The organism is Luteimonas rhizosphaerae (genome assembly GCF_002849595.1).
Taxonomy (GTDB): domain Bacteria; phylum Pseudomonadota; class Gammaproteobacteria; order Xanthomonadales; family Xanthomonadaceae; genus Luteimonas; species Luteimonas cellulosilyticus.
The window spans coordinates 49204-71099 of record NZ_NRQR01000015.1 but is presented as its reverse complement, the minus strand read 5'-3'; the positions used below and the strand labels follow the sequence as shown (position 1 = coordinate 71099).

At 71.4% G+C, this 21896-nt stretch carries 15 protein-coding genes and 1 pseudogene; 10 read left to right on the top strand and 6 right to left on the bottom strand.

Annotation, left to right across the window (positions count from 1 at the left end; all coding sequences use genetic code 11):
* Positions 1-55 precede the first annotated feature (55 nt).
* Both CJ022_RS07800 and yihA read right to left on the bottom strand, forming a co-directional pair.
* Positions 56-1420, bottom strand: a complete 1365-nt coding sequence (locus CJ022_RS07800) for a glutamate--cysteine ligase (RefSeq protein WP_101926093.1) — start codon at positions 1418-1420, stop codon at positions 56-58.
* 128 nt (positions 1421-1548) lie between these two features.
* Positions 1549-2181 (bottom strand): ribosome biogenesis GTP-binding protein YihA/YsxC, encoded by a 633-nt coding sequence (gene yihA / locus CJ022_RS07795; protein WP_101926092.1) that lies wholly within the window; start codon positions 2179-2181, stop codon positions 1549-1551.
* Positions 2182-2321: 140 nt separating this feature from the next.
* On the opposite strand from yihA, the pseudogene CJ022_RS07790 reads away from it, so the two are divergent.
* The 4 genes and pseudogenes from CJ022_RS07790 to CJ022_RS07775 all read left to right on the top strand — a co-directional run.
* Positions 2322-3140 (top strand): annotated as a pseudogene (locus CJ022_RS07790) (c-type cytochrome); the annotation flags it as partial.
* 254 nt (positions 3141-3394) lie between these two features.
* A complete protein-coding gene (locus CJ022_RS07785) occupies positions 3395-4051 on the top strand; it encodes a thiol:disulfide interchange protein DsbA/DsbL (protein ID WP_158238374.1) in 657 nt (218 codons plus the stop codon).
* A 41-nt stretch (positions 4052-4092) separates the two neighbouring features.
* The gene (locus tag CJ022_RS07780) at positions 4093-4884 is read left to right on the top strand and encodes a thiol:disulfide interchange protein DsbA/DsbL (protein WP_101926089.1); all 792 of its coding nucleotides are present in this window, start codon (positions 4093-4095) and stop codon (positions 4882-4884) included.
* Positions 4885-4897: 13 nt separating this feature from the next.
* Positions 4898-5656: an endonuclease/exonuclease/phosphatase family protein gene (locus CJ022_RS07775; RefSeq protein WP_101926159.1), complete on the top strand. Its 759-nt coding sequence runs from the start codon at positions 4898-4900 to the stop codon at positions 5654-5656.
* A 54-nt stretch (positions 5657-5710) separates the two neighbouring features.
* Here the strand turns inward: CJ022_RS07775 and CJ022_RS07770 are convergent, their stop codons facing one another.
* Positions 5711-8587, bottom strand: coding sequence for a TonB-dependent receptor plug domain-containing protein (locus CJ022_RS07770; protein ID WP_101926088.1), 2877 nt, complete (start codon positions 8585-8587; stop codon positions 5711-5713).
* Positions 8588-9317: 730 nt separating this feature from the next.
* On the opposite strand from CJ022_RS07770, the gene CJ022_RS07765 reads away from it, so the two are divergent.
* From CJ022_RS07765 to CJ022_RS17440, 3 genes are all read left to right on the top strand, one after another.
* Positions 9318-9770, top strand: a complete 453-nt coding sequence (locus CJ022_RS07765; protein ID WP_143703909.1) for a CopL family metal-binding regulatory protein — start codon at positions 9318-9320, stop codon at positions 9768-9770.
* 117 nt (positions 9771-9887) lie between these two features.
* Positions 9888-11756 (top strand): copper resistance system multicopper oxidase, encoded by a 1869-nt coding sequence (locus tag CJ022_RS07760; RefSeq protein ID WP_101926086.1) that lies wholly within the window; start codon positions 9888-9890, stop codon positions 11754-11756.
* Between the two features lie 557 nt (positions 11757-12313).
* Positions 12314-13105: a copper resistance protein B gene (locus CJ022_RS17440; RefSeq protein WP_458351493.1), complete on the top strand. Its 792-nt coding sequence runs from the start codon at positions 12314-12316 to the stop codon at positions 13103-13105.
* Positions 13106-13276: 171 nt separating this feature from the next.
* On the opposite strand, the gene CJ022_RS07750 is transcribed toward CJ022_RS17440, so the two are convergent.
* Positions 13277-14032, bottom strand: coding sequence for a sulfite exporter TauE/SafE family protein (locus CJ022_RS07750; protein ID WP_101926084.1), 756 nt, complete (start codon positions 14030-14032; stop codon positions 13277-13279).
* 527 nt (positions 14033-14559) lie between these two features.
* Entirely contained in the window at positions 14560-16044 is a 1485-nt protein-coding gene (locus CJ022_RS07745) for a 2-hydroxymuconic semialdehyde dehydrogenase (RefSeq protein WP_101926083.1), read from the bottom strand.
* Between the two features lie 141 nt (positions 16045-16185).
* Between CJ022_RS07745 and CJ022_RS07740 the strand changes: the two genes are divergently transcribed.
* On the top strand, positions 16186-17337 hold the full coding sequence (locus CJ022_RS07740) for an amidohydrolase (protein WP_101926158.1): 1152 nt from the start codon (positions 16186-16188) through the stop codon (positions 17335-17337).
* 121 nt (positions 17338-17458) lie between these two features.
* Positions 17459-19393: a lytic transglycosylase domain-containing protein gene (locus CJ022_RS07735; protein ID WP_101926082.1), complete on the top strand. Its 1935-nt coding sequence runs from the start codon at positions 17459-17461 to the stop codon at positions 19391-19393.
* Between the two features lie 9 nt (positions 19394-19402).
* On the opposite strand, the gene CJ022_RS07730 is transcribed toward CJ022_RS07735, so the two are convergent.
* Positions 19403-20605 carry a CNNM domain-containing protein gene (locus CJ022_RS07730; RefSeq protein ID WP_199171446.1) on the bottom strand — a complete coding sequence of 401 codons (1203 nt, stop codon included), beginning with the start codon at positions 20603-20605 and terminating at the stop codon, positions 19403-19405.
* Between the two features lie 69 nt (positions 20606-20674).
* On the opposite strand from CJ022_RS07730, the gene CJ022_RS07725 reads away from it, so the two are divergent.
* Positions 20675-21895, top strand: coding sequence for a multifunctional CCA addition/repair protein (locus tag CJ022_RS07725; RefSeq protein ID WP_101926081.1), 1221 nt, complete (start codon positions 20675-20677; stop codon positions 21893-21895).
* Position 21896 lies beyond the last annotated feature (1 nt).

Genomic DNA, 21896 nt, shown 5'->3' with positions numbered 1-21896 from the left:
GCTGCAGCCTACACGAGCGAAGTCACCGCTTCGTGGAACCGGCAGCCCCGCTGCGTCAGTACGCGAACTCGCGGAACACGCGGTCGATGTCGCCGTTCCACGCGCCGTGGAAGAGCTCGAGCTTGCGCTCGGCCGGGGTCTGGCCGGACTCGGCGATCTCGATCAGCGTGTCGAGGAACACGCGCTCGTCCTGGCCGTGGCCGTTGAGGCGGGCGCGACGCTGCAAGCCCGACGCGGCGATCTTCAGCGCCTCGACCGCGAGGTCGCGCAGCGTGCCGTCGCGGAACGGGGTGTTGAGCGCCTGCCGCGGCACCTCGTCGCGCAGCGCGTTGCGCTCGACCATCGTGAAATCGCGGACCAGGTCCCACGCGGCGTCGAGCGCCGCGTCGTCGTACAGCAGCCCGGTCCAGAACGCCGGCAGCGCGCACAGCCGGTTCCACGGCCCGCCGTCGGCGCCGCGCATCTCCAGGTATTTCTTCAGGCGCACTTCCGGGAACGCGGTGGTCATGTGGTCGGACCAGTCGCGCAGCGTCGGCAGCTGGCCGGGCAGCACCGGCAGTTCGCCGCGCATGAAGTCGCGGAAGCTCTGGCCGCTGGCGTCGTGGTATATGCCGTCGCGGTAGGAAAAGTACATCGGCACGTCGAGCAGGTAGTCGACGTAGCGCTCGTAGCCGAAGCCGTCCTCGAACACGAAGTCGAGCATGCCGGTGCGGTCGGCGTCGGTGTCGGTCCAGATGTGCGAGCGGTAGCTGAGATACCCGTTGGGCTTGCCTTCGGTGAACGGCGAATCGGCGAACAGCGCGGTCGCGATCGGCTGCAGCGCCAGCGACACGCGGAACTTCTTCACCATGTCGGCTTCGGTCGCGTAGTCCAGGTTGACCTGCACCGTGCAGGTGCGCGTCATCATGTCGAGGCCGAGGTCGCCCACCTTGGGCATGTAGCTGCGCATGATCTTGTAGCGGCCCTTCGGCATCCACGGCATGTCGTCGCGACGCCACTTGGGCTGGAAGCCCATGCCGAGGAACCCCAGCCGCAACTCGTCGGCGACGCTCTTGACCTCGAACAGGTGCGAGCCGACTTCGCCGCAGGTCTGGTGGATGGTCTCCAGCGGCGCGCCCGACAGCTCGAGCTGGCCGGCCGGTTCCAGCGTCACCGACGCCCCGTCCTTGAGCAGCGCGATCGTGCGGCCGCCTTCATCGACGGCTTCCCAGCCGAAGCGGGTCAGGCCGCGCAGCAACGCCTCGATGCCGCGATCGCCATCGAAGGTGGGCGCGTGCAGATCGTCGAGGCGGAAGCCGAACTTCTCGTGCTCGGTCCCGATGCGCCAGTCGGCGATCGGCTTCTCGCCCGAGGCCAGCACCTCGACCAGGGTGTTGCGATCGGTGATGGGGGTGTCGCTGACGTGGCTGGGGCTGGACATGCGGGCCGCTCGATCGGAAATGGGCGAGGTGCGGGCCGGACCCGGAATCGCAAGGCGGCACTATAAGCGCGCGATACCGGGGGCGGCGTTGTGGCGATGCGTCGCCAGTGTTCCAGCGACGGCGCGCGTCAGGACGCGGGCTTGGCCGCCGGACGCCCGATCTCCAGCCAGCGCGCGATGACGCCGCGCGCCTCGTCGATGCCGATGTTGGTCTCGCCGGAGAACGTCTGCACGCTGACCTTGTCGCCGTGCAGTGCCAGCAGCTCCTTGCGCACCGCCTGCAGGGTGTTACCGGCCGCGCCGCGGCCCAGCTTGTCGGCCTTGGTCAGCAGCGCGTGCGCCGGCATGCCGTGTTCGACCGCGAAGGCGATCATCTGGCGGTCGTATTCCTTGAGCGGATGGCGGATGTCCATCACCACCACCAGGCCCTTGAGGGCTCCGCGTTCGCGGAAGTACTGGGCGAGGAACGCCTGCCAGTGCGCTTTCAGGTCGCGCGGCACCTTCGCGTAGCCGTAGCCGGGCAGATCGACGAGGAAGCGGTTGTCGTGCGGCGGGAAGTCGAAGAACACCAGCTGCTGGGTGCGGCCCGGGGTCTTGGACACGCGCGCGAGCGCATTCTGCTGGCACAGCGCGTTGAGGGCGCTGGACTTGCCGGCATTGGAGCGACCCGCGAATGCGACCTCGAATCCGCCGTCGGGCGGGAGCTGCTGCGGGGTGTGGGCGGCCAACAGATACTTGGCGCGTGCAAAGGGATTCGACATCGCGATAGCTTGGCACGGACCGGCCCGTACCGCCCGCCCGCGGCGCCCCGGTTTGACCGTCCCGACCCCGCGACACATAATTTCGAGACTCGCGCCCGCATTCCGCCGGCCGTTGCGTCAACGATCCACGGAGCCCAGCAATGCGCCACGCTCGCGCCTACGGAGTCGCCGGTCTCGCCGTCCTGCTGGTCGGTGCCGTCGCTTTTGCCCAGACCACCGTGGCACCGCTGCCGGACAATCCGGCGGTCGAGACCGCACCGCTCGAGGCCAATCTGGTCGCCGAACTGTCGAAGGCCACGCCCGGCGACGCGCAGAAGGGCGGCCAGCTTGCCGGCGCCTGCGCGGCCTGCCACGGCCTCGACGGCAACGCCGAGATCGACCCGACGCTCTACCCGCGCATCGCCGGCCAGAGCGAGCGCTACGTCGCCCGCCAGCTGGCGTTGTTCAAGACCGGCGAGCGCATCAGCCCGATCATGCAGCCGTATGCGCAGCCGCTGAGCGCGCAGGACATGCGTGACCTCGGCGCTCATTACGCCCAGCAGGAAGCGGGCGCCGGCATCGCCGACGACGCCGTGGTCGACGCCGGTCCCTACAAGGACATGAAGTTCTTCGAAGTCGGCCAGAAGCTGTTCCGCAGCGGCGACACCGAACGCGGCCTGCCGGCCTGCATGGCCTGTCACGGTCCCGCCGGCGCCGGCAACCCGGGCCCCGCGTACCCGCACGTCGCCGGCCAGCAGGCCTGGTACAGCTCGGCGCGCCTCTACGCCTACCGCGAAGGCACGACGACGCAGCAGGACACGCACCTGTTCGACGTCATGGCCTCGGTGGCCAAGTCGTTGACCGACGAGGAAATCGAAGCGCTGGCCAGCTACATGCAGGGCCTGCACGAGCGTCCGGACCCGGCGATGATGGCCGCGATCGAGGCCCAGGCCGCCGCGCAGCCGGCGCCCGCCACGCCGCTCGAACAGACGCCGGTGCCGACGCCCGATGCCGAGGCCGCCGACGCCGAACTCGACGCCCAGGACGCGCCCGCGCCTGCCAAGCCCGCGCCTGCCGACGCGCCGGACGCCGACTGAAGCCCTCGCAGCCCGCGCGCCTCCGGGATCGCGGGCCACGCCGGCAGGCGGCACTGCCGCCGTCGCGTCGCCGTCCGCCGCAGCAGGCCCGCGCCGACAGTCGTATGCTGCGCGCCCCCGTTGCTGGAATTGCGGCCATGCTCCCGATGCCCCGCCCGCGCGCGATCGCGCTGCTGTCCCTGTTGCTGCCGCTCGCGGCGTTGCTGTCGCCGGCACTGGCGCAGACACCCGGTCCGGTCGAGAACGTCGATTACGTCGTCATCGAAGGCGGCGAGCCGCTGGCCCCGCTGGACGGCCGGATCGAGGTCGTCGAAGTCTTCTCCTACGGTTGCATCCACTGCTACCGCCTGCAGGGTCCGGTCGATGCGTGGCTGTCGGGTCTGCCCGAGGACGTGCGCTTCACCTATCTGCCTGCGGCGTTCGCGGCCAACGATGCGTTCGCCCGGGGCTTCTTCGTCGCCCAGGCGCAGGGCCTGCAGCCCCGGACCCACCACGCCCTGTTCGAGGCGGTGCACGAGACCTCGGCGCTGCCGCGCGGCGGCGCCAGTTTCGATGCGGTCGCGCGCTGGTATGCCGCGCACGGCGCGCTGTCGCAGCCCGATTTCCTCGCGGCGATGGCCAGCCCGGCGACTGACGAGAAAATGAACCAGGCCCGCGCCTTCGCCGCCCGCAGTGGTGTCGAAGGCACGCCGACCCTCATCATCAACGGCCGGTATCGTGTCCAGTCCCGGACGCTGCAGGGCACGCTCGACACCGCGGGACAGCTGATCGCCCGCGAACGCGCCGCCCGCTGAGTCACCGAGTCCTCCCAGTCCGCCCTTCCGAGAGAGTCCGCATGAAGATCCGCCACGCCCTGCTGCTTCTGGTCGCCCCGGTTCTGCTCGCCGCCTGCTCGCAGCAGCCCGACCCGGCCGCCGCGCCCGACGCGCCCGCACCCACCGCCCAGACCGCGACGCCGCCTGCCGCGCCCGCCGCGAGCGGCGATGCAGCTGCGACCGCCCCGACCGACGCGCCTGCAGAGGCCGCGCCGGCCGCCGCCGGCCCGGTCCGCGCGCCCGAAGGCCCGGCCCCGGTCGCCGGCTCCGACTACGTGGTCATCGAGGGCGGCCAGCCCTTCGGCCAGACCATGGGCAAGATCGAAGTCGCCGAGGTCTTCGCCTACTGGTGCGGCCATTGCGCCGCGTTCGAACCGCTGGTCAACGCGTGGAAGGCCAAGCAGCCGTCCGACGTGGCCTTCGTCGCGGTGCCGGCCGTGTTTCAGGAAGCCGACAATTTCCCGCGCGCCTACTACGCGGCCGAAACGATGGGCGTGCTGGGCCAGACCCACGAGGCGACGTTCAACGCGATCCACCTGCAGCGCCGGCTGCCGCCCAACGCCAGCGCCGATGCGATCGCCGAGTTCTACGGCACGCTGGGCGTCGACGCCAAGCAGCTGCGCAGCACGATGCAGAGCTTCGCGGTCAACGCCAGCCTCGGCCGCGCCCGCCAGTTCGCCGTGCGCAGCGGCATCAACGCGACGCCGACGCTGGTCGTCAACGGCAAGTACCGGGTGACCGGCGGCAACTCGCTCGAAGACACCCTGCGCATCGCCGACCATCTCGTCGCCATGGAACGTGCCGCGCCCTGAGCGCGGCACCGCCATGTCGACCCAGCGGCTGAAACTCCTCAGCGCGAACATCCAGGCCGGTTCCAGCACCCGTCGCTACAGCGATTACGCGACGCGCAGCTGGTCGCACGTGCTGCCGGTCGGCAAGACCGTGTCGCTGGACGCGATCGCCGCGCTGGCCGGCACCCACGACATCGTCGGGCTGCAGGAAAGCGATCCGGGCAGCTGGCGGTCGGGCTTCACCAACCAGACGCACTACCTCGCCGAACGCGGCGGTTTCGGCTACTGGAGCCACCAGCCGAACCGCCGCGTCGGCGCGGTCGCGTCCAGCGCCAACGGGCTGCTGAGCAAGGTCGAGCCGCTCGAGGTCGTCAACCACGCATTGCCGGGCCGGATCTCCGGACGCGGCGTGCTGCTGGGACGTTTCGGCGAAGGCGACGAAGGCCTGACGATCGCCGTCGCCCACCTGTCGCTCGGCGCGCAGTCGCGGCATGCGCAGTTGTCGTTCATCGCCGAACTGCTGCAGGACCACCCGCACGCGGTGCTGATGGGCGACTTCAACTGCACGTCCGACCGGCCGGAGATGGACGTGCTCTACCGCAGCACCAATCTGCAGCCGCCGGCCTGCGCCGTGCACACCTTTCCGAGCTGGCGGCCGCAGCGCGCGATCGACCACATCCTGGTCACGTCCAATCTCAAGTGCGCCAACATGCAGGCCCTGCCCGCGGCGTTCTCGGACCACCTGGCGCTGTCGACCGAGCTCGAGATTCCCGACGCCGCCCTGCGGCGCTGAGCCCCTGCCTTCCCCCGCGGCGCGGGGGAAGGGATCCGGGCGTCCGCCCCCGACTCAGAACTCCAGGCCAAGCCGCGCGTAGACGAACCGGCCCGGCAGGTCGTAGGTCGACGCGTCGTAGCCGTTGAGGCTGCAGCTCAGGCACACCGGCGGTTCCTTGCCGCCGAGGTTGTTGACGCCCAGGCTCACGCGCGTGCCCTTGAGCCACGCGGTGGAACGCCACGACAGCTGCAGGTCGTGGTACGTCGTCGAGCCGAGCCCGTTGATGTCGTTGGCGCTGTCGTCGCAGATCGGGAAGCCGTTGGCGCCGCCGCAGGACTCGGTCAGGCTGTCGATGTAGCGCGTGGTCCACGACACCGACCACGGCCCCGTGCGCCAGTCGGCGACCAGGGTCGAGGTCCATTCCGGAATCGCACTGTTGTTGACCTCCACGCCCGGGCGGCGCGGTTCGGGCGTGCCGGTCTCGTTGACCAGCTCGTAGCGCGTGACCCAGGTGGTCTTCCAGTCGAACCGCAGGCGGCCCCAGGCGTGCTCGGGCAGGGTCCAGCCGGCGTTGAAGTCCCAGCCGTCGGTCTTGATCGTGCCGAGGTTGTCGAGGATGTCGTCGAAACGGACGATCTGGCCGCGTTCGCTGCGGTCGTACGAGGCGCAGGCGACCGGGTCGCGGGTCGCGACGCAGCGGTCGAGGATGCCCTGCGCATCCGGCGCCTGGATCGCATCGTCGATGTTGTGCCGGTAGAAGGTCACGCCGAGATCCAGCCGGTCCGACCAGCTGGTCTCGTCGGCGAACGACGGACTCCAGACCGCGCCGACCATGAAGCTGCGGCTGCGCTCGGGTTCCAGCGCCTCGTTGCCCGAGGTCACGACCGAGATCTGCGAGTTGGTCTGCTCGTAGCCCGGCGGCACGCCGTCGGCGACGCACTGCGGCGTGGTCGCGCCCCCGCCGGAACACGGATCGACGAGGGTCGCATCGAAGCGGCTCAGGGTGCCGTAGAGCTCGCCGATCGACGGTGCGCGGAAGCCTTCCGCGTAGCTCATCCGGAACAGCAGCTCGTCGACCGGCTGCCAGCGCAGGCCGAGCTTGCCGGTGCTCTCGCCGCCGAAGGTCGAGTAGTCCGAGTAGCGGCCGGCGATGCTGAGATCGAGGCTCTGGCCGAACGCCGAGTCGCGCAGCAGCGGCACGCTGAGTTCGCCGTAGGCCTCGCTGACGTCGTAGTCGCCGCGGGTCGCGCCCGAGGGCACGCCGTTGTACTCGCCGGCGATGGTGATCGGATCGGGCGTGTAGCTGCCTTCGTACTTGCGGTATTCCAGGCCCGCGGCGAACGACAGCGCGCCGGCCCACAGCTCGGCGATGTCGCCGGTGATGTTGGCCGATGCCAGGCTCAGCGTGTTGCGGCTTTCGTCGCGGACCACCGGCTGGATGAAGGCCAGCATCTCGGGCGTGATCGTGCCCGGCCCGCCGAACAGGTTCAGCGGCGTGCAGCCGGCGATGGTCGCGCAGACCGCAGGATCGCCGAGCGCCTCGTTGATGCGGCGCACGTTGTAGCTGCCGGTGTTGGTCTGCTCGGCGCGGCTCTCGCTGCGCATCAGGTTGAGGTCCCAGTTCCAGGTGCGGTCGCCGACGGCGAACATGCCTTCGAGTCCGCCGGCGGCGTACCAGGTCTTCACGTCCTGGGTGTAGCGGCGCGGGCCGCCTTCGACCGGGCGGCGGCCGATCAGGAACAGGTTGGCGTCGTCGCCGACCGTGGTCAGGTCGAAGCCGAAGGGGTTGAACGGATTCAGCGCCGATATCACCAGCGTGCTCTCCGCGAACGGGTTGTAGACGCCGGCGTCGGTGCCGAGGAAGAACGGCTCGGGCGCGGCCTGGTTCGCGGAATTGCGCTCGTTGTAGAGCAGACGGGTGTAACCGGAGATCTGCGGCGTGAACTCGAAACGCACCTGGCCGAACACCGACTTGCGCTCCGACGGCGTCAGCAGCAGGTTGTTCGGCGCGAAGTTGTAGCGGTCCGCGGTACCGAAGCAATGGAAGTCGTCGGTGCGGTCGCAGCCGGTCTGGGTCGGGTCGTAGACCGGCGACGTCGCGCCCGCATTCGGCGTGATGTCGAGCACCTCGCCGGTGTTGGGATCCTGGAAGATGAAACGGCCGGCCGGCGTCGCCGAGCTGCCGTTCGCGAGGCCGGTGCCGGGCACCGGCACGCTGGCATTGGCGAATTCCGACGAGGCGATCTCGTCCTGCTTGTAGTACGACGCGCCGAGGAACCACTGCGCGCGTTCGCTGCTGCCGCCCCAGCCGAGGTCCGCGCCCCAGGTCGCGCCGCCGAGATCGTCGTACTCGCCGTAGTGCAGGTCGAGGCTGCCGCCTTCGGCATCGCGCCGGGTGATGATGTTGACGACGCCGGCGATCGCGTCGGAGCCGTAGATCGACGAGGCGCCGTCCTCCAGCACTTCGATGCGTTCGATCAGCGCCAGCGGGATCGTGTTGAGATCCACCGCGGCGCCGACGCCGGAGGCCGAGGATTCGTTGACCCAGCGGATGCCGTCGACGAGCACCAGCACGCGCTTGGGACCGAGATGGCGCAGGTCGACCGTCGCCGCGCCGGCGCCGACGCCGCCGCCGTCCGGCGGTGCGCCGAAGTTGCCGCTGGAATTGAACTTGGTGTTGAGCGCCGCGCCGCTGGCGGTGAGGTTCTGGACGATGTCGGCAACCGAGGTGAAGCCGCTGCGGTCGATGTCCTCGCGCGTGAGCACCTGCACGGGAACGGCGGTCTCGAGTTCGGCCTTGCGGATGCGCGTGCCGGTCACGCTGACGGTGTCGAGCGTGCGGGCTTCGGGTTCGGGGGACGGCGTCTGGGCGCTGGCCAGCACGGGCGTGCAGAGCAGCAGGGACAGCTGGACAGCAGTGGTCAGGCGGTGGCGCGACAGTGGGGTCATGGCAACGGCTCCGGCAGGGACGGGAAAGACCGGTGCCCCTGAGCCACCGGTCATGACGTTGTAACGAATCCTTAACCTGCCGACACCTGGGGTCAACCCCAGCTTGACGCGTCTGTGGCCGGCATCACGGTGGACGTCGTGGCGGTGCCGGCGTTGCCCCGAGAGGCTTCCGGCGTTGCCGGATGGCGCCTTGCATCGGCAATGCGGCGCGCAACCGGATCGCGCAGGCGGTGACCGATAGGGGCGCCTCGATGGCGTGGGCCGGCTGCCCATGCCGTGGCCCGTCGCGTCCGCATTTCCGACGCGACCACGCGCCCACGGACGACGCGCTGGGGCGGGTATCCCTGACACCCGGTTCGTGTGCCCGCGTCCTGGAGGCGCGCGCTTGCGCGCGACCCGGGCAGTACGCAATGCGCTGGCGCGCAGGCGCTGCAAGGGCGGGGCCGGCACGACGCAGGCCGATGCGCGCCCGCTTTGCAGGCGCGCGCATGTGGGCCATCGAGAGGTGACGCAACCGCGTCGCGCGCGCAGGCGTTCCTGCAGGAACGGGTCGGGCGTCCAGCCGTCGGTGTGCTCCTGCCTGTTGTAGGCGCGCGCCTGCGCGCGATCCGGCCGCCACCAATGCCACGCAGGCCGGCTTCGCTACGCGGATCGCGGAACTTGTTGCGCGTGAACGCGGCCCGCGCCGTGTCGCGACACGCGCCACGCGACACGGCGGTATCCTGTCGCGGTGAGCCGACGCCCCGCCCTCCGCCGAACCTGCCGCGCCGCGTTGCTGCGTGTGCTGCTGTGCCTGGTGCTGCTGGCCAACGGCATCGGCGCCGCCAGCGCGTCCGCGCGTGTCGCGGTGCTGGGCGTCGAGTCCGCGCACGCGGTGTCGCAGGCTGCGATGCCGGCGCCGGTGCCCGATTGCCACGACGCGGAGGCCGGCGCAGCCGTGGTCGCCGACCCGCACGCATCGCATCCCGCATCGTCCACGACCGCCACGCCGGCCGAGCACGCCGGGCACGGCGACGACTGCGCGCAGATCTGTCTCGACGCCTGCCTGCAGCACTGCCATGCGCTGGTCGTGATCGCCGTGCCGTTCGCGCTGGCCGTGCGCCATGCGGCCCTGGTGCCGGGCACCGGCAGCGGTCTCGCCGCCGCGCCGCAGCTCCCGCTGTTGCGCCCTCCGATCGTCTGACCTGCACCGGCCGCGTCCGCGGCCCCGGATGCGCGAAGCGACGCCCGACCGGGCGTGCCGCGCCCTGTTCCCGTCTGAGCGAGGCCTGCCGAGAGGCGGGTCGTCGCGGAGTCCTGCATGTCACACGATCCCTCTTCCGCGCCGTGGGCGCGGACGCCCGTCTCGCGTCGCCAGTTCGTCCAGGGTCTGGCCCTCGGCGGCGTCGCTGCCGGCGCCGGCCTGTTGCCCTGGCCCACACACGCCAGCGAACCGGCCCCGCATCCCGAGCTGCGCGGCAGCGACTTCGATCTCTCGATCGGCGCCTCGCCGGTCAACTTCACCGGCCGCCCGCGGCCTGCGATCACCGTCAACGGATCGCTGCCGGCGCCAGTGCTGCGCTGGCGCGAAGGCGACACCGTCACCGTGCGCGTGGCCAACCGGCTCGGCGTGCCGAGTTCGATCCACTGGCACGGCATCCTGCTGCCGGCGAACATGGACGGCGTGCCGGGCATGAGTTTCGACGGTATCGCGCCCGGCGAGACCTTCACCTACCGCTTCCAGCTGCGCCAGTCGGGCACGTACTGGTACCACAGCCATTCGCTGTTCCAGGAACAGGCCGGCCTGTACGGCGCGCTGATCGTCGATCCGCGCGAACCGCTGCCCTACGCCTTCGATCGCGAGCACGTCGTGCTGTTGTCGGACTGGACCGATCTGGACCCGGCCGCACTGTTCCGACGGCTGAAGAAGTTTTCCGAGTACGACAACTACTACCAGCCGACCGTCGGCGATTTCGTCCGCGACGTGCGGCGCGACGGCTGGCGCGCGACGGTCGCGGACCGCAAGGCCTGGGGCGAAATGCGGATGACGCCGACCGACCTGTCCGACGTCAACGCGCACACCTACACCTACCTGATGAACGGCACCGCGCCCGGCGGCAACTGGACCGGCCTGTTCCGCAGCGGCGAGAAGGTGCTGCTGCGCTTCATCAACGGCGCGGCGATGAGCTATTTCGACGTGCGCATCCCGGGGCTGAAACTGACCGGGGTCGCCGCCGACGGCCAGCCGATCCATCCGGTGACCGTCGATGAATTCCGCATCGCCGCGGCCGAGACCTTCGACGTCATCGTCGAACCCGGCGGCCAGGACGCCTACACGATCTTCGCCCAGGACATGGGCCGCACCGGCCACGCGCGCGGCACCCTGGCGGTGCGCCACGGCCTGCAGGCGCCGGTGCCCGCGAACGATCCGCGCCCGCTGCTGACGATGGCCGACATGGGCCATCACGGCCACGGCGCGCATGCGATGCCTGCCGCCGGTGCGGCGCACGGCGGGCACGCCGACGTGGGACATGCGGCGATGGCGCACGCGGCGCCCGTGCAGGCGGCGACAGCGCCTGCAGGCGACGGGCACGCCGGCATGGATCACGCGGCGATGGGGCACGTGGCGATGGGACACGACGGCGACACGCAGGCCGGCGCCGCGATGCAGGCGCATCCGCGTAGCGAGTCGGGCAATCCATTGGTCGACATGCAGACGATGACGCCGTCGCCGCGGCTCGACGATCCCGGCATCGGCCTGCGCGACAACGGCCGCCGCGTGCTGACGTATGCCGACCTGCGCAGCCTGTTCGACGATCCCGACGGACGCGCGCCCGGTCGCGAGATCGCCCTGCACCTGACCGGCCACATGGAGAAATTCTCGTGGTCGTTCGACGGCCAGCCGTTCGCCGGCGCCGAACCGTTGCGGCTCAACTACGGCGAGCGCCTGCGCATCGTGCTGGTCAACGACACGATGATGACCCACCCGATCCACCTGCACGGCGTGTGGAGCGATCTGGAAGACGCGGACGGCAACTTCATGGTCCGCAAGCACACCGTCGACATGCCGCCGGGCACGCGGCGCAGCTATCGCGTGCGCGCCGATGCCCTCGGCCGCTGGGCCTACCACTGCCATCTGCTCTACCACATGGAAGCGGGGATGATGCGCGAAGTGAGGATCGAGGCATGAGCGCGCGCCTTCCGTATCACGCACTCGCCGCGGCGCTGCTGCTCGCCAGCGGCCTGCCGGCCTTCGCCCAGCACCACGGGCACCCTGCGCCGAAGGCGTCCCACGACCACCACGCACCGGCTGCGAAGCCGGCGGTCGCGCCCAGACCTGCGGCGCCGGCCCCGGCACCGCGCAGAGCACCGCAGACGCATGCCGACCGCGAGGCGCGATCACCTGCGGCGGCAGCCGACGACGCGCCACACGATGCCGTCGATCACGCCGCCATGGGCCACGGACCGGCCGCCGCCCCCGCGTCGCGTCCTGCCTCGCCGGTGCGCCCGGCACCGCCAGCGCGACCACGCGCCACCCCGGCATCGGGCGCGCACCCGCACCAGCCTGCGGCGGATTCCGAGCCACATGCCGGCCCTCGACGGAACGCCGTGCCCGGCGAGGCGGCACGACCCGCAGGCGCTGCCGCGAGCGACCATGCGCCTCCGCAGCCGCATGCCCAGCCGGTCGCCCCCAGCACGCCGTCCGGCGATGCGGATCCGGTCGACCATGCCGCGATGGGCCACACGATGCCGGACGCCCGGGCGCACGCGCCGCAGGCCGGCCACGCGCCTGCGCGCAGTGCGGGCGATCTGCCCGCCGATGCCGCGCCGCGCGACCCCGTGCCCGTCCCGACCGAGGCAGATGTCGCGGCCGCGTTCCCCGTGCTCGACCATCACGCGATGGACCACGCCTCGCAGACCAGCGCGATGCTTCTGGTCGAACGGCTCGAAGCCTGGGACGCCGACGTCGGCACCGGCCAGGCCTGGGAGGTCGGCGGCTGGGTCGGCGGCGACGTGCACCGCCTGTGGCTGCGCAGCGAAGGCGAACGCAGCGGCGGCCGCACCGGTTCGGCCGACCTCGAGCTGCTGTACGGCCGCGGCGTCACGCCGTGGTGGGATGTCGTCGTCGGCGCGCGGCACGAGATCCAGCCCGACGGGCGCACCTGGGCCGCGTTCGGCGTGCAAGGGCTGGCCCCGTACTTCGTCGAGGTGTCCGCCACCGGCTACGTCGGCAGCGGCGGACAGGCGCAGGCCAGGCTCGAGGCGGAATACGAGATCCTGCTGACCAACCGGCTGATCCTGCAGCCGCTGGTCGAAGCGACGTTCTCGCTCGAGGACGAACCGGCGCGCCGGCTCGGCAGCGGCCTCAACACGGTCGAGACCGGCCTGCGCCTGCGCTACGAGATCAGCCGCAGGTTCGCGCCGTATGTCGGTGTGGTGCACGAACGCCGCTTCGGCGAGACGGCCGATCTCGTCGACGCCGCCGGCGGACATGTCCGCGACACCCGCGTGGTCGCCGGCGTGCGGATCTGGTTCTAGTGCGGGCCGTGCGGCGCCGGCATGGCGCCGCACGAATCCCTGCGGCCGCGCCTGCGGGAGCGCGCGCGACCGCATCGCCGGGTGGCGCCATGACGCACGACGTCCGCTGCGACGTCGTGTCACCGACCGCGTCGCACGCGTTGCCGGATCTCCGTCTCGCAGCCCGCGCCGTCACAGCAGCGTCAGACAGGCCCCCATGACGAACAGGAATCCCGCGAACACGCGCTTCAGCGCCGGCCCGCTGATCGCATGCGCGAGGCGGGTGCCGAGCGGCGCGCACAGCACCGACGTGATCGCGATTCCGATCGCCGCGGGCACGTAGACGTAACCGATGCCGTCGGACGGCAAGGCGGCTGCCGGCGCCTGCATCGCATAGCCTGCCGCACTCGCCAGCGCGACGAAGATGCCGCAGGCCGACGACGTGCCGACCGCGCGCACCGGGCGCACGCCCCGCCACCCCACCGATCCGACCGCACCGATACCGACGCCCGCCACGCTGAGGCCCGCACCGGTGGGCACCACGTCGACGCCGCGATCGGATGGCGTCCGCGACAGCAGCAGCTGCAGGCCGGCGATGCCGCAATACGCGATGACGCCGAACTTCAGCACGTCGCCGTCGATGCGGATGGCGACCCGACTGCCGAGCCAGCCGCCGAGCAGCGCACCGGGCACGAGCCACGCGACCGTCGGCCACAGCACACCGCCGCGGACGTGGTGCGCGCGCGTCGATGCGGCACTGGTCAGCACGATGCTGGCCAGCGAGGTCGCCAGTGCCGCGTGCATCGCCGCGTCCGCGGGCACGCCGTACAACGGCAGCAGGAACACCAGCGCCGTGACCAGCACCATGCCGCCGCCGATGCCCAGCAGTCCGGCCAGCACCCCGGCGATCGCGCCCAGCACCGGAAACAGCAGTATCGAGATCGACATCGGGCAGGACTTCCGGGCACACAGGAGGATGGCGGCGTTGCGCCGACGCACCGGCGCCGCGGCCGCTGGCACGCGTCACACCGGGGAGACGCGAAGGGACGACGCGAGGGTGTCCAGCCTAGCCGGCGACGGCAGTGCCGCGGTATCGCACGATCGGGCGATTGACGTGACCGGCTGGCGCCGCACTGGATCGGCATCGACTGTCGCGCCGCAGGCTGCAAGGCGGAGAGCCGCACGTCCGGCCCTGCAGGAGCGCGCTCGCGCGCGAACAGCGTACGTGTCGTCTTCGACCGCGCCGGTTCAAAAAATCAGGAGAACGAACGACGACGCCGGAACGTGTGCGCCGTGCATCGCTGCGGCGCGCGCGGGGGCATGCTCCCAACAGGATGTGGTCTGACGCACGGCGATCCGTCGCGCCCGGCAATTCACCTGCCGCGCGGACGCGGCGCGCGCAACCCGTGATCGGCTGCGCTGGTGTCAGGCGAATGGTCATCCGCGTGCGCCGCGCACGCACCACGACGCCCGCCTCACAGCTTGATGCAGACGTTCCGCAGCTCGGTATAGAACTCCAGCCCGTGCACGCCACCCTCGCGGCCGATGCCGGACTGCTTGGCGCCGCCGAACGCGGTGCGCAGGTCGCGCAGGAACCAGCAGTTGATCCAGGCGACACCGACCTCCACCGCCGCGGCCACGCGGTGCGCGCGGGCCAGGTCCTGCGTCCAGATCGTCGTCGCCAGGCCGTAGTCGCTGTCGTTGGCCAGGTTGATCGCCTCGTCCTCGCTGTCGAACGGCGCGACGTGGCAGCAGGGACCGAAGATCTCCTCGCGCACCACGGCCGCATGCTCCGGCAGGCCGGTCCACACCGTCGGCTGCACCCATGCGCCGCCAGCGAGGGCATCCGGTAGTTCGGGCACACCGCCGCCGGTGACGACGGTCGCGCCATCAGCGACCGCGCGCGCGTAGTAGTCCAGCACCTTGCGGCGATGCGTGTCGCTGCTCAGCGGACCGAACGTCGTGGTGTCATCCCGGGGATCACCAGGTTGCAGCGCTTCTGCCGCCGCTTTCAACCGCTGCACGAACGTGTCGAAGATCGGGCGCTCGACATAAACACGCTCCGTACCCAGGCACACCTGCCCGCTGTTGAGGAAGGCCGCGCGCGCGATGCCGGCGACGGCGGCGTCGAGGTCGCAGTCGGCGAATACGAGTCCCGCGTTCTTGCCGCCGAGTTCGAACGATACCGGTCGCACGCCCTGCGCCGCGGCGCGCATGATCGCCGCGCCGGTGCGGGTTTCGCCGGTGAAGGTGATCGCATCGACGCCCGCATGTTCGCTGAGGTACTGCCCGGCGCTGTCGGGGCCGAAGCCGTGCACGACGTTGAACACGCCGTCGGGCACGCCGGCGTCGCGCATGACCTCGGCGAGCAGCGCGGTCGTCGACGGCGTGTCCTCCGACGGCTTCACCACGACCGTATTGCCGAAGGCCAACGCCGGCGCGACCTTCCAGGTCATCAGCAGCAACGGCAGGTTCCACGGGCAGATCACCGCGATCACGCCGCGCGGCGTGCGCAGCCCGTAGTTCAGTGCGCCGCGGCCATCGGGCGTCGGCGTGCGGAAACTCTCGGTCGCGACGCCGGCGATCTGGTCGGCGAAGATCTCGAAGTTCGCCGCGCCGCGCGGGATGTCGATCTGCCGCGCCAGCGTGACCGGCTTGCCGGTGTCGGCGATCTCGGCGTCGAGGAAGTCGTCGAAGCGCGCGCGGATGCCCTCGGCGATGCGGCGCAGCAGCGCCGCGCGTTCGCCGTCGCCGAGCCGCGACCACGGTCCGCGCAGCGCGCGACGCGCGGCCTGCACGGCCTGGTCGACGATGGCCGGATCGGCCTCGTGCACATGGCCGATCAGCGCGCCGGTCGCCGGATCGCGGTTCTCGAACGGCGGCCGCGACGAGGCGACCGGACGGCCGTCGATGACGTGGTGCAGCAGCGGCAGGGTCGGCGTGTCGCGCGGCTGCGCCATGGTCGCTCCAGTGTGCGGGGACGCGCCGCGAGCGCGACGCGGGCGGCGCGCCTGGGCGCGCAGGCCATCCGAAATATAATCGACGCCCCCGCGCCGGCCGTGCTGCGCCGCGACGCGTCCGCCCCGCTGCTGGAGTTGCCGATGTCGATCCTCGCCCCCGTGTTGCCGCTCGCCCCGCAGATGACCGCGTGGCGGCAGCGCATCCACGCCTGGCCGGAGCTCGGTTTCGAGGAACTGAAGACCTCGGCGCTGGTGGCCGAGGTGCTGGCATCGCTGGGCCTCGAGGTGCATCGCGGCCTCGGTGGCACCGGCGTCGTCGCGATCGTCGACAGCGGCAAGCCGGGCCTGTCGATCGGCCTGCGCGCGGACATGGACGCGCTGCCGATGCAGGAGCAGAACGACGTCGGCTACCGCTCGCAGCGCGACGGCACCGCGCACACTTGCGGCCACGACGGCCACACCTCGGCGCTGCTCGGCACCGCGCAGTACCTGGTTGCGCATCCACCGGCCAGCGGCCGCGTCGTGCTGATCTTCCAGCCCGCCGAGGAGGGCGGCCGCGGCGCGATCCGCATGGCCGAGGACGGCCTGTTCACGCGCTTCCCCTGCGACGAGGTCTACGCCTTCCACAACATGCCGCTGCTCGGCAGCGGCCGCGCCAGCGTGCGCAGCGGCCCGACGCTGCAGTCGCTGGCGGTGTTCGAGATCGCGATCGAAGGCGTCGGCGGCCACGCCGCGGCGCCGCACAAGGCGACCGATCCGCTGCAGGTCGCCGCGCGTCTCGCGGTGGAGATCTCCGGCATCGTCGGCCGCCATGTCGACCCGATGGACGCGGCGCTGATCAATGTCGGCTCGCTGCAGGCCGGCACCACGCACAACATCATTCCGTCGACGGCGTCGCTCAGCGGCACGTTCCGTGCGCTGTCGAAGGACGTGCACACCTTGCTCGGCGAGCGCCTGCGGGCGCTGTGCGACGGGTTCGCGGCGATGTCGGGCTGCCGCGTGACGCTGACGATTCCGCATTCCTGCCCGCCCTGCGTCAACGCGCCCGAGCAGGCCGCGCTCGCGGCGCAGGCCTGCGCCGACGTGCTGGGCGCGGACCACGTCGCGACGGACCTGCGGGCGTATGCGTTCTCCGACGATTTCTCGTACATGCTCGAGCAGTGGCCCGGCGCCTACCTCTTCCTCGGCCAGGACAGCGCGATGTGCCACCACCCGACCTTCGATTTCGACGACGCCCTGTTGCCGGTCGCGGTCAGCGTGTTCGCACGCATCGTGCAGCGCCGGCTCGGCTGACCGCGCGCCACCGGTGCTTCAGCCACGCTGGGCTATAGTCGCCGGCGGTTTTGAGACCCGGACGCCGATGACTGACGCCCTGCCCGCGAGCGCCGCGCCGCGCCGTGCTGTTCCCGCTGCAATGCCCCGCGCGATCCCGCGCCTGCGCCTCGCGTTCGCCGCCCTGGCGATCGCCTGCGCGCCGGCATTCGGCCAGACCGGCGACGACGCCAGCCTGCGCGCCGCGCTGCAGGCCGCCGAGCGCGGCCAGCCCGCCCCGACGTCGCTGGCCGCGCATCCCGCCTACGGCTGGATCGAGTTCGCCGCGCTGCGACGCAACCTCGACACCTTGCCGACCGCGCAGGCGGACGCGTTCCTGACGCGCTATCGCGACCAGCCCGTCGCGACCGAATTCCGCGCCGCCTGGTTGCGGGCGCTCGCCAAACGCGGCGACTGGGCCGGCGTGCGCGCCGCGTGGCAGCCGTCGATCACCACGACCGCGCTGCAATGCATCGAACTCGACGCCCGCCAGCGCACCGGCGCCGCCGATGCGCAGTGGACGCGGGACACGCAGGCGATCTGGCGCAGCACCGGCAAGTCGCTGCCCGACGCGTGCAACGCGCCGCTGTCCGCGCTGGCGGCCAGCGGCGGCCTCGACGATGCGCTGCGCTGGGAACGTTTCGATCTCGCGGTCGCCGACTGGGACGCGACGATGCTGCGCGCCATCGCCGGCAGCATGTCGGCGTCGCAACAGGCGCTGGCGACCGACTACGCCGCCTTCATGCAGGCGCCGCACGAGCGCGCGCTGCAGTGGCCCAAGACCGCGCGCAGCCGTCTGGTCGCGTCGCAGGGCCTGGCGAAGTTTGCCAAGGACGATCCGCTGGCCGCCGAGGCGCGCCTTCCGGCGTTCGCCGCTGCGCTCGACTTCACCGAGGAAGACCGCGGCCGCGTGCTCTACCAGGCCGCGTTGTGGACCGTCGCGTCCTATCTGCCCGATTCGGCACGGCTGCTCGACCGCGTGCCCGCCAGCGCCTACGACGAGCGCCTGCACGAGTGGCGCGTGCGCGAAGGGCTGGCCCGCAGCGACTGGCCCGCGGCGCTCGCGGCGGTGCGCAGGATGGGCGACGCGCAGCGCGGACAGTCGCGCTGGACCTATTTCCAGGCGCGCCTGACCGAACTGACCGGCGATGCCGCCGGCGCGCAGCCGCTGTACCGCGACGCGGCGACCAAACCCGATTTCCACGGCTTCCTCGCCGCCGACCGGCTCGGCCAGCCGTACGCGCTGTGCCCCTGGGATTTCGCGCCGGCGGCGGCGGCCAAGTCGCGCGTCGCGGGCGATCCGGGCCTCGTGCGCGCGATGGCGCTGTACCGCGCCGACCGCGCGCTGTGGGCGACGCGCGAGTGGACCGCGGCGCTGGCGCGCTTCGACGACGACCAGCGCCGGATCGCGGTGCAGGTCGCGCAGGACAACGGCTGGTACGACCGCGGCGTGTTCGGCCTCGGCCGCCAGCCGGACGAACTGCGGCTGTACACGCTGCGCTTCCCGCTGACCCAGCAGGCGCTGATCGAGCGCGAATCGCGCCGCCACAACCTCGACCCGGCTTGGGTGGCGGCCGAGATCCGCGCCGAGAGCACCTTCAACCCGAACGCACGGTCGCCGGCGAACGCGCTGGGCCTGATGCAGGTGCTGCCGTCGACCGGCGCCGCCGTCGCGGGCCGACTCGGCATGCCCTGGGGTGGCGCCGAAAGTCTCTACGATCCCGCGACCAACGTCGCGATCGGCACCGCCTACCTGCGCGAGAAGAAGGACATGTACGGCGCGCCGCATGTCGCGATCGCCGCGTACAACGCCGGGCCCACGCCGACCAGCCGCTGGCTGTCGCAGCGCCCGGCAATGGACGCGGATTTCTGGATCGAGACGATCAGCTACCGCGAGACCCGCGAGTACGTCGCGCGGGTGCTGGCCTTCAGCGTGATCTACGACTGGCGCATGTACGGCCAGGCGGTGCCGGTGACCGCGCGCATGCAGGGCGACACCGCCGCCAAGCGCAAGGCCTTCAGCTGCCCGGCCGGCTGAGGCCGGCGCTCACTCGGACTCGGGTTTCGTGGCGTCCGGCGGCAGTACCGCGCCGGTGTGCGACAGGCCGTGCGCGGCCGCGCGCTGTTCCCAGCGCCGGCGCGCCAGGCGCTGCATGTCGGAGACCCGGTCGCTCTCGTCGATGATCTCCTGCCCCAGCAGGGTCTCGACGACGTCTTCCATCGTCACCACGCCGCTGGTCGAACCGTATTCGTCGACGACCAGCGCGATCTGCTGGCGGCGGTCGAGCAGGAACTCCAGCAGGCCGGTCAGCGGCATGCTCTCGGGCACGCTGCGCATCGCGCGCCCCAGCGTGCGCAGCGGCACGTCGCCGTCGCCGCGCGCTTCGGCCTGCAGCATTTCCGAGCGCAGCGCGAACGTCGACGCATCGTCGATGTCGTCGCGGTAGATCGGCACGCGCGAGAACGGCGCGGCGCGGGTGTCGAGCAGCGCCTGCGAGGCCGTGGTGTCGTCGCGCAGCGCGGCGACGACGGTGCGCGGCGTCATCACGTCGCGCGCGCGCAGGTCCGACATCCGGAACAGGTTGCGCAGGATGTGCGATTCGCGCGGCAGGATGCCGCCGCTCTCCTCGCCGACGCCGGCCATCGCGATGAATTCCTCGCGGTTGAACACGTGCGCCTGCTGGCCGCCCGATATCAGCCGGGTCAGCAGTTCGGACAGGCGGATCAGGGGATACAGCACCAGGATCAGCACGCGCACGAACACCGCGACCGGCGCAGCCAGCTGGCGCCAGTACTGCGCGCCGAGCGTCTTGGGCACGATCTCCGACAGGAACAGGATCAGCAGCGTCGCCACGACCGAGAACGCGCCGACCCAGGCGCTGCCGAACACGTCGGACGCCTTCGCACCCGCGCCGACCGCGCCGGCCGTGTGGGCGATGGTGTTGAGCGTCAGGATGCCAGCCAGCGACTGGTCGATGTTGTCGTGGCGCAGGCGTTGCAGCCTCGCCGCGAGCCCCGGCCGCTCGGCCTTGAGGCCGGCGATGTAGGACGGGGTGATGCTCAGCAGCACCGATTCGGCGACCGAACACAGGAACGACAGGCCGATCGCCGCGCCGAGGTAGACCAGCATCAGCACCAGATCCATCGAATCGCCGGAGGGCGCGGTGTCGGCGACCGCGGCCAGCAGCGGAAACGGCGCGAGCGCGCAGGCGGTCGCGAGGAGATGGGAACGGAAGCGGGCGGCAGCCACGGACGGCACCTGTGCAGCGGCGGGCCAGTGTAGTCCAGGCGCCGTGAGCGGCCGTGGCATCATCGCGCCATGAAGATCTACCTCGTCGGCGGCGCGGTCCGCGACCGCCTGCTCGGCCTGACGCCCGGCGACCGCGATTACGTCGTCGTCGGCGAAACCCAGGCCTCGATGGAAGCCGCCGGTTTCCGCGCGATCGGCCGCGATTTTCCGGTGTTCCTGCATCCCGGCACCCGCGAGGAACACGCACTGGCACGCACCGAGCGCAAATCCGGGCGCGGCTATCGCGGATTCGTCGTCGACGCCGATCCATCGGTGACGCTGGAGGACGATCTGCAGCGCCGCGACTTCACCATCAACGCGATCGCCGAAGCGCCGGACGGCAGCCTCGTCGATCCCCATGGTGGCGCGCGCGACATCGAGGCCCGCGTGCTGCGCCATGTCGGCCCGGCATTCTCGGAAGATCCGCTGCGCGTGCTGCGTGCCGCGCGGTTCATGGCGCGTTTCGCGCCGCTCGGTTTTCGCGTCGCCGACGAGACCATGGCGCTGATGCGCGGCATGGTCGACAGCGGCGAGCTCGATGCGCTGACGCCCGAGCGCGTGTGGCAGGAGACGTCGCGCGCCTTGACCCTGCAACAGCCGTCGGCCTTCCTGCGCACGCTGCACGAGTGCGGCGCGCTCGCCGTCGTGCTGCCGGAAGTCGATGCGCTGTACGGCGTGCCGCAGCGCGCGGACTACCATCCCGAGGTCGACACCGGCGTGCACCAGGAACTGGTCAGCGACATGGCCGCGCGACTGGCGCCCGGCGATGCGGTGATCGGGTTCGCCGCGTTGACCCACGATCTCGGCAAGGCGCTGACGCCGGCGGACAGGCTGCCCCGCCACATCGGTCACGAGCACGCGGGGCTGAAGCCGCTCGCGACGTTGTGCACGCGCCTGAAGGTGCCGGCGGCGCAGCGCGAACTCGCGGTGATCGCCTGCCGCGAGCACCTCAACGTGCATCGCGTCGCCGAACTGCGCGACGACACCCTGCACGACCTGATCGCGCGCTGCGACGGCTTCCGCAAGCCCGAGCGGATCGACCAGCTGGCGACCGTCTGCGAATGCGACAAGCGCGGCCGCCTCGGCAGCGCCGACAGCGACTATCCGCAAGGCCATCTGCTGCGCCGCGCGCAGGCCGCCGCCCTGGCGATCAACGCCCGCGATCTCGCCGCCGACGGCCTGACGGGTCCCGCGATCGGCGCGGCGCTGCGCAAGGCGCGGATCGCGGCGATCGCCACCGCGCGCGATTGAC